General features: G+C 51.3%; 12 protein-coding genes. 8 read left to right on the top strand and 4 right to left on the bottom strand.

All coding sequences use genetic code 11. From position 1 onward, the window contains the following. The 3 genes from ACEW8P_RS04110 to ACEW8P_RS04100 form a co-directional block, all read left to right on the top strand. Nucleotides 1–1101: bZIP transcription factor (locus ACEW8P_RS04110; RefSeq protein ID WP_373511841.1), on the top strand; the 1101-nt coding region annotated here is incomplete at its 5' end. Between the two features lie 81 nt (nt 1102–1182). After that, entirely contained in the window at nt 1183–1404 is a 222-nt protein-coding gene (locus tag ACEW8P_RS04105) for a DUF2281 domain-containing protein (protein ID WP_373511840.1), read from the top strand. Further along, nucleotides 1401–1796 carry a type II toxin-antitoxin system VapC family toxin gene (locus ACEW8P_RS04100; protein ID WP_373511839.1) on the top strand — a complete coding sequence of 132 codons (396 nt, stop codon included), beginning with the start codon at nt 1401–1403 and terminating at the stop codon, nt 1794–1796. Before ACEW8P_RS04105 ends, ACEW8P_RS04100 begins: the two co-directional genes overlap by 4 nt. Nucleotides 1797–1812: 16 nt before the next feature. On the opposite strand, the gene chrA is transcribed toward ACEW8P_RS04100, so the two are convergent. Both chrA and ACEW8P_RS04090 read right to left on the bottom strand, forming a co-directional pair. Next, nucleotides 1813–2988, bottom strand: coding sequence for a chromate efflux transporter (chrA, locus tag ACEW8P_RS04095; RefSeq protein ID WP_373511838.1), 1176 nt, complete (start codon nt 2986–2988; stop codon nt 1813–1815). Between the two features lie 93 nt (nt 2989–3081). After that, the gene (locus ACEW8P_RS04090) at nt 3082–4038 is read right to left on the bottom strand and encodes an isopenicillin N synthase family dioxygenase (RefSeq protein WP_373511837.1); all 957 of its coding nucleotides are present in this window, start codon (nt 4036–4038) and stop codon (nt 3082–3084) included. A 151-nt stretch (nt 4039–4189) separates the two neighbouring features. Here ACEW8P_RS04090 and ACEW8P_RS04085 point away from each other — a divergent pair, with 151 nt between their 5' ends. After that, the gene (locus ACEW8P_RS04085) at nt 4190–4828 is read left to right on the top strand and encodes an NAD(P)-dependent oxidoreductase (protein ID WP_373511836.1); all 639 of its coding nucleotides are present in this window, start codon (nt 4190–4192) and stop codon (nt 4826–4828) included. Between the two features lie 6 nt (nt 4829–4834). Here ACEW8P_RS04085 and ACEW8P_RS04080 read toward each other — a convergent pair whose 3' ends face one another. After that, nucleotides 4835–6262, bottom strand: coding sequence for an alpha/beta hydrolase family protein (locus ACEW8P_RS04080; RefSeq protein WP_373511835.1), 1428 nt, complete (start codon nt 6260–6262; stop codon nt 4835–4837). 88 nt (nt 6263–6350) lie between these two features. Continuing rightward, nucleotides 6351–7655 carry a gluconate:H+ symporter gene (locus ACEW8P_RS04075; RefSeq protein WP_373511834.1) on the bottom strand — a complete coding sequence of 435 codons (1305 nt, stop codon included), beginning with the start codon at nt 7653–7655 and terminating at the stop codon, nt 6351–6353. A 200-nt stretch (nt 7656–7855) separates the two neighbouring features. Between ACEW8P_RS04075 and gyrA the strand changes: the two genes are divergently transcribed. The 4 genes from gyrA (at nt 7856) to ACEW8P_RS04055 (ending at nt 13411) form a co-directional block, all read left to right on the top strand. After that, nucleotides 7856–10438: a DNA gyrase subunit A gene (gene gyrA, locus ACEW8P_RS04070; protein ID WP_373511833.1), complete on the top strand. Its 2583-nt coding sequence runs from the start codon at nt 7856–7858 to the stop codon at nt 10436–10438. Nucleotides 10439–10500: 62 nt separating this feature from the next. Next, nucleotides 10501–11964: a tetratricopeptide repeat protein gene (locus tag ACEW8P_RS04065; protein ID WP_373511832.1), complete on the top strand. Its 1464-nt coding sequence runs from the start codon at nt 10501–10503 to the stop codon at nt 11962–11964. Between the two features lie 347 nt (nt 11965–12311). Then, nucleotides 12312–12479 (top strand): hypothetical protein, encoded by a 168-nt coding sequence (locus ACEW8P_RS04060; protein ID WP_373511831.1) that lies wholly within the window; start codon nt 12312–12314, stop codon nt 12477–12479. 5 nt (nt 12480–12484) lie between these two features. Further along, entirely contained in the window at nt 12485–13411 is a 927-nt protein-coding gene (locus ACEW8P_RS04055; protein WP_373511842.1) for an IS3 family transposase, read from the top strand. Nucleotides 13412–13452: the final 41 nt, after the last annotated feature.

Raw genomic sequence — 13452 nt, 5'->3', positions numbered from 1 at the left:
CGCAGCAACACGACCGGATTCGATAACTCCTTCACAGGTTTTCAGGCCGGATACAGCAACACCGTCGGATCGCGTAACTCATTCACGGGTTACTATGCCGGGTACTACAACACAACCGGCGGCGAAAATACCTTCACGGGTTATCAGGCCGGGCGTAGCAACACGACCGGATTCGATAACTCTTTCATGGGGACTTTTGCCGGATACAACAACACGACCGGTGGCTACAACTCCTTCACAGGTTTACAGGCCGGGTACTACAACACGACTGGAAACAGGAACTCCTTCACGGGTACTCAGTCCGGGTTAGCCAACACGACCGGAGACAACAACTCCTTCTTTGGCACCTACGCCGATGCCACAGGGCCAAACAAAGCCAACCTCGAGCGCGCCACGGCCTTGGGCTATCGAGCCTTGGTCGCCGTTAACAACGGCCTGGTACTTGGCGACACTTCCAACGTCAAAGTCGGCATCGGCACGGCCTACCCCAACCAGCGCCTTACTATCCGGGGGAACATCAACTATGTGGCCTACGACAATTCGATGATGCTCAAAGGCCAGCCCTTCCTACACTTCAACGAACACGAGAGCCTGGCGCTGGGCCTGGGGGCGGAGCTTCCCGCCGATGCCGAGAAGACACTGGTGTTGGGGAGTTCCGAATCGGCCGTGCAAATTCCCGGCCTCCTAAGTGCCTATCAGCCTCAGGCCGGGCAATTCCTGTCGGTGAATCAAAGCGGTAGGCTCGTACTTAGCCAGCCGCGCGTGCAGGTAGCCCACGTGGCCGACTGGTCGGACAAGGTGTTTGAAGAGGGCTACGCGCTGCAACCATTGGATGAGGTGGAGGCTTTCGTCAAAAAGAACAAGCACCTGCCGGGGGTACCTTCGGCGGCAGCGATGGTAGCCGAGGGCATGAAGAGTACGGCTTTCAACGCCAAACTGTTGGAGAAAATCGAGGAGTTGACGCTGTACGTGGTGGAGTTGGAGAAGAGGAATGAGGTGCAACAGCAAGAAATAGAGAAGTTGGCTGATACCAACGCTGAGGTCAAACTTCTGCGGGAGGAAATGGCCGAACTCAAAGCCCTCATACGGCGGGGCAAGTAGAAAGTCAGCGAGGGGACTTTTGAAAGAGGTATTGCGAAACCAATAGAGCCAACTGGGCGTTTACACCCTAAAATAATACTTATGGCTGACCAGGAAATACATTCAAAGCTATCGCTACTCCACTCCCAGCAACTCAAGCAAGATTTGCTTGACTATCTCGATGGCCTACTGGCCCGACAAATTGCCGAAGAGCAAAGCGGCTTGGAAAGGAAGCCCAGGTTCGGATGCGCTAAGGGTAAATTCCACATGTCGGACGATTTTGATGCTCCGTTGGATGATTTCAAAGACTATATGCCCGAATGAATTTGCTGCTCGACACCCATACTTTGATTTGGTTCTTCGACGGTAGCGACAACCTGAGTGATGAAGCTACTGTTAAAATCGAAGACCCGGTCATTGGGAAATTCTTGAGCGTGGCGAGTTTTTGGGAAATCGCCATCAAAATCAGCATCGGCAAACTCCGCATGGAGTTGTCGATGGAGAATTTGGAAAGGCTGGTATGGGAGAACGATATGGACATTCTGCCGATCAGGATTGAACACACTTTTCCACTGCGGAATCTGCCTTTTCATCACAAAGACCCATTTGATCGCCTCATCGTTGCTCAGTTACTGGTGGAAGGCATGGACATTGTTAGCGGTGACGAGGTCTTCGACCAGTATTTGGAAAATCGAACAATCAAGAGGATATGGTAGATACGCACATCTTCTCTCAGCCCAAAAATATCCCTAAAATCAACCCGCCCAGAATCAATACATAAGGCGGAAGTTTAGTAAAAAAAAGCAAAGCCAAAGTACCCAATACCGTCACAAGCGGCACCCAACTCGTAGCCATCGGCACGAAGAGCGTGGCCGCCGCTGCCAGCGTCAGGCCGACGCTCGTGGCGTGGACGCCTTGCAAAGACGCCCGCACGCCCCGGTACTTTTTGAGCTGATCCCAGAAGCGATACACAAAGAAAATTAAGAAAGTACCCGGCAGGAAAATTCCAACTGTTGCCACCAGTGCCCCGACGATCTGCCCGCTTACTCCCTGATGCTGCATGGACATCGCGCCGACATAGGTCGAGATTGAGAACACCGGGCCGGGAACTACCTGCGTGAGCGCCATGCCTGTTAGAAATTCCTCCTGCGTGAGGTAGTGCTTGAACTCTACGAACTCATTGTACAGCATCGGGATAAGTACTTGCCCACCGCCGAAGACCAAGCTACCGTTCCGGTAGAAATTCTCGAACAGCCGTACGGGTAGCGACTGCGTCAAGGCTCCCAGTACTGCCGCCCCCACCAACACGCTGATCCACAATATGAAATTTGACCAGTTGATTTGCAGCCGGGTCTTTTCCATGCGCGGCTGCTGACGGTAGTTGAGCGAGGCGATGACACCACCTAGAATGATCACGGCGGGCGTCATAAACGGCGAGGGGAAGAGGTAGGCCACTATTGCCGAGGCAATGAGCAATAGCCAACCCTGTTGGTCGCGAATCACGCGCCGGGCGATGCGGTAGCCACCGTGCATCAGCAAAGCGACGGCCATCGGTCCCACGAAGCGGGCGAATTCCAGTGAAATATTTCTCCTTTCCAGAAAATAAATGGCAAGTGCCGCCAGCGTCATCAGCGTCATGGCGGGCAGCGACCACACCAGCACCGTGAGGTAGGCCAGTCCCGGCCCGCCGATTTTGAAACCAAGAGCGGTGATCGTCTGTGTGGAAGTGGGGCCGGGCAGAATTTGGCAGAGGGCCTGCAATTCAAGTAGTTCTTCTTCCGTGAGGTACCTTCGCTTGATGACGAGCAAATCCAGCATCATGACCAAATGCACCTGCGGCCCGCCAAAAGCGGTGAAGGCCAGAACGAGAACATCTTTCAGGAAAATGTAATACCGAATGCGACGCATAAACCGGAGGAAAGCTGCGTCAAGGTAATAAGTCCAGCTATACGACACAAACGCAATCAAAACCGCTGTCAACTATCCCCTGTCCAGCGTCAACTATTTTTTCAGCCCCAACTCCCGCAACCTTTCATCCAAGAATTCTCCCGCCGTCATATCCACGTACATTTTGGGATGGTCAGCGTCCACACAGTTACCTAGGCAGCTCAAATCCATATCGCCACGTGGGTGCATAAAAAAAGGAATCGAATAACGGGAAGAACTCATCTTCTCGCGCGGTGGATTGACCACCCGATGAATGGTTGATTTGAGTTTGTGATTGGTCAGGCGGTCGAGCATATCACCCACGTTGACCACGATCTGATCGGGCAGGGCCGTGATGGGAATCCACACGCCATCCCGGCGAAGTACTTCCAGTCCCTCGGCGCTGGCTCCCATCAGTAGTGTGATAAGATTAATGTCGCCGTGCGCTGCCGCCCTTACTGCGTCTTTGGGCAAGGCGTCGGGATCGAGAATCGGGAAGTAATGCAAAGCCCGCAGGATGCTGTCGCCTTGCTCGACTTTGTCGTCGAAATAAAATTCGGGTAGATCGAGGTACAGCGCCAGGGCTTGTAACAGCGTCCGTCCGGTATTTTCGAAAGTTCGGTACACCAGGGTAGTGTAAGCCTCGAACGCTGGCATATTTTCGGGAAACACATTCCCGGCCATGCCCTCCGGTGGTTCTGGCTGGCCGACATGGTAGAACTCCTTCAAATCGGCCACTTTGAATCCCTTCGCGGTTTCTTTGCCTTTGCCGATATAGCCTCGCTGGCCGAAAAGTTCTTCATGTTCGTATTTTCTCTTTTCTTCCTCCGGCAGGGAGAAGAACCGCTTTACCACTTCGTACAACTTCGTGCGCATTTCGTCGGTAAGGCCGTGGTTCTTGATGGCCACGAAGCCGATGGTGTTGAAGGCAGCGCCGAGGTCGGCGACGAATTGGGCTTTCATGTCGGGATCGCCCGAAGTGAAGTCGTGCAGGTCGAGCGAGGGGACTTTGTCTAAATTATCGTTTTTCATAACCTTTTGGTTTAGAGAAATTTAATGAATTTTTTTTGAGTTAAAAAGCACTCCGTCAAAACTTCTGCCCAAACCCCTGGTTTTCTAGTACCGACCGCAAGCTTTGTGCTATGGCAAAGTAAACACACCCCTCAATTTTAACCTACCATCCATGAAAAAAATAGCCTTATTCGGAGCTACGGGACAAACCGGACAGCCCTTTTTGCAAAAAGCCCTGGCAGCGGGCTACAGCGTCAAGGCCGTAGTGCGCAGCCCCGAGAAAGTCACCCAACAGTCTGACCGTCTGGAAATTATCCAAGGAGATGTGCTGAATCTTAACGATGTCGGAAAAACCATCGCCGATACCGACATCGTCGTCAGCCTCATCGGCCACGTCGATGGTTCGCCGGAATGGCTACAAACGGACGCCACTCGCCACATCGTGGCTGCTATGAAGAGACACGGCGTGGAACGGGTTATTTCACTGTCGGGCGGTGGGGTGCCTTATCCCGAGAAAGATGAGCCCAAATTCCCCGACAAAGCCTTCCGCTTCATTATGAGCATTTTCTTTTCAAAAGTCCTGAACGATGCTGTCAAGCACGTCGAAATTCTGAAAGACAGCGGCCTGAAATGGGTCGTCGTGCGCGGTCCCCGCCTGACCAACGACCCGGCCACGGGCAAGTACCGCGTGGGCTGGGTGGGTGTCAACTCGGGCATGAAGTTGACGAGAGCCGATCTGTCGGATTTTCTGGTGAAGCAGTTGGAGGACGAAACTTTCAACCACCAAATGCCAATGGTGAGCGAGGCCTGAGAACAACTACCGTAGTACTTTCTCCGTCAGCCAATCGCCCATAATTTTTAAAACTTCGGGTGAAAACGTTTCCGTCAGTACCTCGTACTCAGCCACCGTGCATTTGTCGCAATGTTGGAAGAGGTGGTTAAGGCCGGGCATTGCTTTGGTGGTGACGTCCTTATTGCCATTTTTTTTCACAGTCTCCCAACCTGCCAAATTGGATTTGGCCATTACCTGAATGTCCTTTGCTCCATTGATGGCCAGCACCGGACATTTTATCCTGGATAAATTTTGCGTCGGGTCATAGCCGATAAAGTAATTCATCCAGGGATCGCGCAGCGTTTTCATTATGGTACCCACAAATTGTCGCTCGGTCGCTTCATCTGTGATCCCCGTCAGCGTAGTGAATACCCCCGGCATGACGCTGCTGCGCCAGGTGCTAAGCGCTTCGGTGATTTTAAGATCGAGGGCCGCGGAGTCTTTTTCGGAAGAAGCCGCCTCCATCATGCTGCGCATCATTGCCCCATAGCCCTCGGCGACTGAATCGTGAACTTTCATGCTTTTGAGGTTAGCTGTATTCTGCTGGGCCATCAGGTCAAGGATCGGTTCGCCCGGTCCCGCCAGCGATACGATGAATGCCAAATCCTTAGGCCGTGCAGTGTTCACAATCTGGGCGATCATTCCGCCTTCGCTGTGGCCGATAATCCCAATTCGCTTCGGGTCGATGCCTTTTCTTTTTCGCAAAAAATCCAGACTCATCATGGCGTCCTGGGCATAGTCGGCCGAGGTAGCTTTGGCTGGCCCCGTGGATTTTCCCATGTTCCGGTCGTCCACGCGCAGCACGGCGATGCCGCGCCGGGTAAGGTAATCGGCAATGACCAGAAAGGGCTTGTGGCCCATGATGCTTTCGTCGCGATCCTGCAAACTGCTGCCCGTGATAAGCAAGGCGACAGGAAACGGCCCCTCACCTTTTGGCGTCGTAAGCGTCGCGCCCAGGTGGACGGTTTTGTCGGGGCTGTCGTACTCTACCTCTTCGCTTTTATAGGGAAAAGGCGGCTTGGGCGTTTGCGGGCGATCCAGCGCGACGGCGTCGCCCGTCCGTTTCAGGTCGAGCGGAGTATTGAGTTTTTTCCCCTGCTGCAATGCGCCCGTAGTGGCTGATCGAGTAGCGTCGAACCTCCCCGCGTAGCGGCCTCCAATCATTTTTATAGAAATAAAAATGCTGTCACCCTCGACCTTAGTTTCATCGCAGGGCAATGCTTTGGCTCCCTGCGCGGGCACATCCATTGTGGTCGAAAAACTACCCGCCCCAGCATCTGAAACATTAAACGCGACGAGCAGCGGTTTGCCGTTGACCTCGGCCGTTCCTTCCCAGCGGCCGGGTACCTGCGCTATGGCCATGTTTACCGCTGTTAGGAAAATGAACGCAAGAAATACTTTTTTTATATTCATGCTATTGCGGCTAATTAACCGTGATTCTGTTCCTTTCTCGTCGTTGGCTGGCGCCAGTTAGACGCGATAAATCGGCGTCTCTACCATGTTAAACAAATATGCTCAATGCCAAAACGCCCAGCAACCCCACAACGGAAACAATACTTTCCATCACCGACCAGGTAAGCAGCGTTTCCTTGATGCTAAGGTTAAAGTACTCTTTATAGAGCCAAAAACCGCCGTCGTTCAGATGAGAGAACATCAAACTACCCGCCCCGATGGCCAGTACGATGAGTTCCGGGGCGACGGTACTTTGCATCAGCAACGGGGCCAGGATGCCGACCGTCGTCAGCCCGGCGACCGTGGCCGAACCTACGCAGACGCGGATAATGGCCGCGATGCCCCAACTCAGCACGATGGGCGAAATGTCCACGCCCTTCAAGCCTTCGGCGATGTACTGACTCACGCCGCTTTCGGTCATGATTTGCTTGAACACGCCCGCTCCGGCGATGATTAGCAGAATCATCGCCACGCCCTTGAAAGCTTCTTCCATCGACTTAGTGATGCTCCGCATATCCATACCGCGCCGAATGCCTAGCACGTAAGCGGCAAATAGTACCGACACCAACATGCTGAAACTCGGGTCGGCCAGGATTTCGATGAAAGCGTAGCCGGGAAAAAGCTTATTTATTCCTGACATTCCCGTTAAGAGAAAAACAGGCAGCAGAGCAGCCACCGCGCTAATGCCCAGACTGGGCAATTCGTTGGCGGGGCGAGGTTTCACGTCGAACAGTAGCGGGTCAGGCTTTGGATTAAAGCGTTTGAGCGTACGCCCGAATATTGGTCCAGCTACGGCTATGGCGGGAACTGCTACGATCAACCCGTACAAAAGCGTCTTACCCAAATCGGCGTTGAGCTGCGTAGCGATGGCAGAAGGGGAGGGGTGAGGGGGCAAATAGCCGTGGGCTACCGAAAGGGCCGACAACATCGGAATCCCCACGTACAACAAAGGTAGTTTGGCCGAGGAGGCGATCATAAATATAAGCGGAACCACAATCACGAACCCGGCATTGTAAAATAATGGAATTCCGATCACAAAACCCGCCAGCGCCAAGCCCCACTGAATGTTTTTGGTGCCAAATAAACCGATCAACGCATCCGTAATGCGTTGCGCCGCGCCGCTGTCAGCTACCAGCTTACCCAGCATCGCGCCGAAGCCCACGATTAATACAAGTTCACCCAGTGTACCGCCGACGCCCTTTTGCACCGCCGTCGCAATTTGGCTTACGTCCAGTCCGCTGGCCAACCCCAACCCGATAGACACTAAAAGAAAGGAAATGAAGGTGTCCAGTTTGAGCCATGCAATAAGCAGAACAAGGCACAGAATCGCCGCAAAAGTGAGCAGGAGGGGCATTATGGAAGGTTTTTAGGGTGATTTCGAGGTATAAGTCACCCGGAGGGTAAATATAACGGTGTCTGGACAAGCAAATATTTGGGCAAAAGCCGAAAAATGACGAAATTTGACTCTTTATACCGTATGCTGTGGTGCGTATTTTAAACCACCGTATATTTTATTACTCCTAAAACTAAATTCGTTGATTCGGTACTCCCTTTATGGCAGAAACTAACACTGGTAATATCATCCCCATCAATATAGAGGATGAAATGCGGGGGGCCTACATTGATTATTCAATGTCGGTCATTATTTCCCGCGCTCTCCCCGATGTCCGCGACGGGCTGAAGCCCGTCCACCGCCGTGTACTCTACGGTATGTCGGACCTCGGGGTTAACTATAATAAAGCACACAAGAAATCGGCAAGAATCGTCGGCGAGGTACTGGGTAAGTACCACCCGCACGGCGACTCTTCGGTGTATGATACCATGGTTCGTATGGCCCAGCCCTGGTCGCTCCGCTACATGCTCGTGGACGGACAGGGTAACTTCGGTTCGGTGGATGGCGATTCGCCCGCTGCTATGCGTTATACCGAAGCTCGTTTGAAGCGTATTGCTGACGAATTGCTGAACGACATCAATAAAGAAACGGTCGATTTTCAGCCTAACTTCGACGACTCTCTGCAAGAGCCCTCGGTACTTCCCGCCAAGTTCCCTAACTTATTAGTTAATGGTTCCTCGGGAATCGCTGTGGGTATGGCCACTAACATGGCCCCGCACAACCTGCGCGAGGTCATCGACGGCGTGGTCGCCTACATTGACAACAACGAGATTACCATTCCCGAACTGATGGAGTACGTCAAAGCCCCGGACTTTCCGACGGGCGGCACGATCTACGGTTATCAGGGCGTTCGCTCGGCCCTAGAGACGGGGAGGGGACGGGTCATTATTCGGGCCAAGACCAACATGGAGATCAGCAAGACGGGTCGGGAGCGGATTATCGTGACCGAGATTCCGTACATGACCAATAAGGCCAACATGATCGAACGCATCGCCGGCCTGATCAACGACAAGAAACTGGACGGGATTTCCGATTTGCGCGATGAGTCGGACCGCGACGGAATGCGGATAGTCTTTGATTTGAAAAAAGACGCCATTCCCAATATCGTCCTCAATCACCTATATAAATATACGCCTCTCCAAACGAGCTTTGGGGTCAACAACGTGGCCCTGGTTAAAGGTCGCCCGATGATCCTGAATTTGAAGGATCTTATCCGGCATTACGTCGATCACCGCGTGGTAGTCGTGACGCGCCGTACCGAGTACGAATTGCGCGAAGCCGAAAAGCGGGCGCATATCTTGGAAGGCTTGCTGATTGCACTTGATAATCTGGACGCGGTCATCAACCTGATTCGCAGCGCTAAAGACCCGGAAGAAGCTCGTACGGGTCTGATCGAGCAATTCCAACTTTCTGAAATTCAGGCTAAGGCCATATTGGAACTTCGTCTCCAGCGTCTGACCGGACTTGAAAGGGATAAGATTATCAAGGAATACGAGGAAATCATGGCTCTGATTACCGATCTCCGGGATATTCTGGCTAAGGATTTCCGAAAATTCGAGATCATCAAACTCGAACTCGCTGATGTGCGCGAGCGCTACGGCGACGACCGCCGCACCGTGATCGAGTACGCCGCTGAGGAATTCAGCGACGAAGACATGATTGCCGACGAGGAAATGCTTATTACCATTTCCAGCGAAGGCTATATCAAGCGGACGCCGTTGCAAGAGTACCGTACCCAAACGCGGGGTGGGGTAGGAGCGAGGGGAGTAAAGACTAAGGATGAGGATTTTACCGAACACCTCTTCTCGGCTACGATGCTCAACTACCTCATGATTTTCACGGAATACGGAAAACTATTCTGGCTGAAAGTCTATGAAGTACCCGAAGGTGCCAAGACTTCCAAAGGTCGGCCGATTCAGAACTTAATTAGCATAGAGTCGGGCGATTCTATCCGCGCGGTCATCAACGTCAAGACGCTGACTGACGAGGATTACATCAATAACAACTACATTATTATGTGTACGCAGGATGGGATCATCAAAAAGACCCTGCTCGAAGCGTACTCTCGTCCCCGCCAGAATGGCATCATTGCCATTTCCGTCAAGGATGGTGACAGGCTACTAGACGTAGCACTGACCAACGGCGATAATGATATTATCATTGCCCAGAGTGCGGGCCGCGCCGTGCGCTTTAATGAAGGCGGCGTCAGACCCATGGGCCGAACTGCCGCTGGTGTGCGCGGGATAAACCTGAAAGACAGCCCTGATCTGAAAGCGATCGGTATGGTTTGTATCAACCGCGAGGACGCACAATTGCTGGTGGTTTCCGAAAATGGTTTCGGCAAGCGGTCGCCTGTCGAAGATTACCGCGTGACCAAGCGCGGTGGCAAGGGCGTGACTACTTTGAAGACTACCGAGAAGGTCGGTAAGCTGGTGGCCATTCGCGGAGTGACCGAGGACGACGATCTGATGATTATTACCCGCAACGGTATTGCTATCCGCATGAGTGTGACCGATATTCGCGAAGCGGGTCGCAATACCCAGGGAGTGAAACTTATCCGTTTGAATAATTCAGACGAGATATCTTCTGTAACCCGAATACTGAAAGAGGAGGAGGAAGCAGCAGCAGGGGAGGAGGGAACTGTTATTACGGACACTACTGCACTGAATGGCCAAGCAACGGAAAGCGACAGTCATACACCTGATTCTGACGATGATGCCTTAGATTCCGAAGTTACGGAATGATTTTTTAACAAATTTTTAACCTAATCAAAATCGATAATTCTTAACCAATCAATCAAATAAATATGAAAAAGATAATTTTTGTAATCGGACTGAGCCTTTTCGGTGGTCTGTCCATGGCCCAGAACACCGCTGTAGACGAGGCGATGCTGAAGGAGGCGCAGAAGACCAAAGAGAAAAGTGATAAAGATATCACAGACGACAAAGACGCGGCCAAAGCTGCGACCTGGATGGAGCGGGCAGAAGCCTATCAGAACATTGCCTTGAATTACAGCTCATTGGATTCGGGTGCGGTCATGACAGCTTACGAGGCTTATAAGAAAGTCATCGAATTAGATGTCAATAAAAAGGGAGCTGCCGGACGTTTGTCCAAGCAGGCAAGTGACATCCTAGCCGGAACAGAAGGCAACTTGTATAATGCTTTTGTAAAGCAGGGAGCCGAGCAGTACCAGGGTCAGGACATGGAAAGTGCGCTCAAACTTTTCCGTATGGCGCAGGAGATCAACCAAAAGGATACGCTTGCTACCTTGTACGGTGGTATTGCTGCCCAGCAAGCCGACAAGAAAGATGTCGCGGTGGAAGAGTTCGAGAAGTATATTACCAATGGTGGTAAAGACCCAAGTGTGTACTACGGACTGGCTCAGCTCTATCGTGCTGATGAGAAATTTGACAAGGCGATCAACACGCTGGAAAGAGGCTTAGCGCAAAGCCCTGACAACAAGGATTTGAAATCCGAGATTGTCAACATTCACTTAGCATCCGGTAACGAGGACATGGCGATCAAGCAGTTACAGGATTTGACGGCAAAGGATCCATCTAATGTTACCAACCTCGTAAACCTGGGCATCCTTTACGACAATATCAACATTAAGAGAGCGCAGCAGATGCGTGACCTGAAGGATAAGATTGGATCATCGGGTGGTCAAATGGAGCAAATGAAAAAGCAGTTGGCCGACGAGAAAGACAAACTGGGTATCTACGAGGGTGAGATCAAGCGTATCACCGCGTTGAAGAACAAGCAACCTAAGAACGCCGACCTCAAGCGCCAGTTAGATGAAGTGACTGCATCCCGCGACGACTCGCAATCCAGACTCTCTAAGTACGAGGCCGATATGAAGGCCGCTGCCCAAAAAGCCAATAGCAGTGATAAAGCTACCGCCGAAAAAGAACTGGCAGACTTGCAGGCAAAATATGATGACACCAAGAAGGAGATTCTGGGTAGTTACGAAAAAGCACTGACGGCTGAGCCGGAGAACTACGACGCTTTGTTCAACCTTGGCGTAATCTATTTCAACGAAGCTGTTGAGTTGAAGCGCGAAGTGGATAATATGGATATGCAACAGTACCAAAAAACGGGTAAGGAAGTGGAAGGCCGCGTGTGTGGTAAGTTTAAGAAAGCTAAGCCTTACTTTGACAAAGCCGTAAAGGCCAAGCCAGATGCACAGGAAGCTATTGATACGTTGGAAACTTTAAATAATGTCCTTGCCCAATTTGAAGGTAAGAAAGTGGAGTGTATAGAAGCACAGTAATTGATTAACAATTAAGCACTCTGAATAGGGTGCTTAATTATTAAAATATCTATTTAACATAATATAAATTATAAAACATATTGTATTGCCCTGAAATAGCCTTACACAACCACTGTAAGATTATGAAAGTAAGGGACTTGATTACAATCAGGAAAAATCATAAAAACCGAAAACTACAGGCTCAGGTTGTCGAACTATGCCGATCAGGAATATTTTCTGAGCGGCAACTGCTGGACGAATTAAGAATTTCCGCGCGGCGGACCGTGCGAACTTCACTCAGAGCTTGGCATCGTCGTTACGCCCGCTGCCGCTTGAGGCGATGGTTTTCCAACAAAACAGACCTGTCTATGAGAAGTGAATCGGATCAACTGAAAATCCTGCGGCAGCGACTGGCAGCCTCTGAAAAGGAAATAAATAAGCTCAAATTAAAGAATGAGGGCTTGGAGATAATGATCGACATCGCTGAGAACCAATACAAAGTGCCGATTAGAAAAAAGCCTGGGCCCAAACGGTAAGTCGGCTGAGTTGCCAGCACCCGCTGGTCGGTATTCAGTCCTTGTGCGACCTGTTTGGGTATAGCCGCCAATCGTGGTACGAAGCACACAAACGGAATGACAAAAGCACGGTCGAAACAGAAGCGATCGTGGCTCAGGTGCAGCTGATCAGAGAGCACCATCACAAGGTTGGGGCCGAAAAGCTGTACTTTCAGTTGAAGGACTGGTTGGAATTGAAGGGGATAAAAATTGGTCGGGACAAGTTCATGAACATACTGAGGGACAATGGCTTGATGATTCAGCGCAAGTCTCGGAAGGCGACTACAACCTGCTCCCGGCACAACTTTCGCCTCTACCCTAATCTATTGAAAGAGAAAGAAGTAACGAAGCCGAATCAGGTATGGGTGTCGGACATTACCTACCTGACTTTGACAAGCGGGTTCGTCTACCTGAGTCTAATTACGGATGCCTATTCGCGCAAAATAGTAGGCTGGTCAGTTCACGAATCCTTGCAGACCCATGGCCCACTCGAAGCACTTGCCAAGGCTATCGAAGGGCTGAATGGGAAAGGGGAAATAGATTTGATCCACCACTCAGATCGCGGGGTCCAGTATTGTTCCAAGGAGTATACCAAGAGACTGAAAAACAAAGGGATACGCATAAGTATGACCGAGCAATACGACCCCTATGAAAATGCTATGGCTGAGCGGGTAAACCGCACTTTGAAGGAGGAGTTCTCGCTCGGCCGCACCTTCTTTTCCAGCGACCACGCCAAGCGTGAGACTGGTAAAGCCATCAGGTATTACAACAGCAATCGTCCCCACGCTAGCTGCGACTACCTCACGCCAAACCAGGCCCACCAGCGGAGCGGGCCGATGAAAATGAAATGGAAAAGTAGAAAAACAGAACGTAATGGGAAAGTACAAAAAGCAACCGATGCGGTGTTGGTATAAATGGTCGATAAATCTGTAAGGTAAAATCAGGGGTAATACAT

The sequence above is a fragment of the Persicitalea sp. genome, assembly GCF_041751555.1.
Classification (GTDB): Bacteria; Bacteroidota; Bacteroidia; order Cytophagales; family Spirosomataceae; genus Persicitalea.
The sequence above is the reverse complement of the archived record's forward strand: the minus strand, read 5'-3'. Positions and strand labels throughout refer to the sequence as shown.

What these genes read in the sequence shown, in the direction of transcription:
- ACEW8P_RS04105 (WP_373511840.1), top strand. Translation starts at nt 1,183, where the DNA reads ATGGCTGACCAGGAAATACATTCAAAGCTATCGCTACTCCACTCCCAG.
- ACEW8P_RS04100 (WP_373511839.1), top strand. Translation starts at nt 1,401, where the DNA reads ATGAATTTGCTGCTCGACACCCATACTTTGATTTGGTTCTTCGACGGT.
- chrA (WP_373511838.1), bottom strand. Translation starts at nt 2,988, where the DNA reads ATGCGTCGCATTCGGTATTACATTTTCCTGAAAGATGTTCTCGTTCTG.
- ACEW8P_RS04090 (WP_373511837.1), bottom strand. Translation starts at nt 4,038, where the DNA reads ATGAAAAACGATAATTTAGACAAAGTCCCCTCGCTCGACCTGCACGAC.
- ACEW8P_RS04085 (WP_373511836.1), top strand. Translation starts at nt 4,190, where the DNA reads ATGAAAAAAATAGCCTTATTCGGAGCTACGGGACAAACCGGACAGCCC.
- ACEW8P_RS04080 (WP_373511835.1), bottom strand. Translation starts at nt 6,262, where the DNA reads ATGAATATAAAAAAAGTATTTCTTGCGTTCATTTTCCTAACAGCGGTA.
- ACEW8P_RS04075 (WP_373511834.1), bottom strand. Translation starts at nt 7,655, where the DNA reads ATGCCCCTCCTGCTCACTTTTGCGGCGATTCTGTGCCTTGTTCTGCTT.
- gyrA (WP_373511833.1), top strand. Translation starts at nt 7,856, where the DNA reads ATGGCAGAAACTAACACTGGTAATATCATCCCCATCAATATAGAGGAT.
- ACEW8P_RS04065 (WP_373511832.1), top strand. Translation starts at nt 10,501, where the DNA reads ATGAAAAAGATAATTTTTGTAATCGGACTGAGCCTTTTCGGTGGTCTG.
- ACEW8P_RS04060 (WP_373511831.1), top strand. Translation starts at nt 12,312, where the DNA reads ATGAGAAGTGAATCGGATCAACTGAAAATCCTGCGGCAGCGACTGGCA.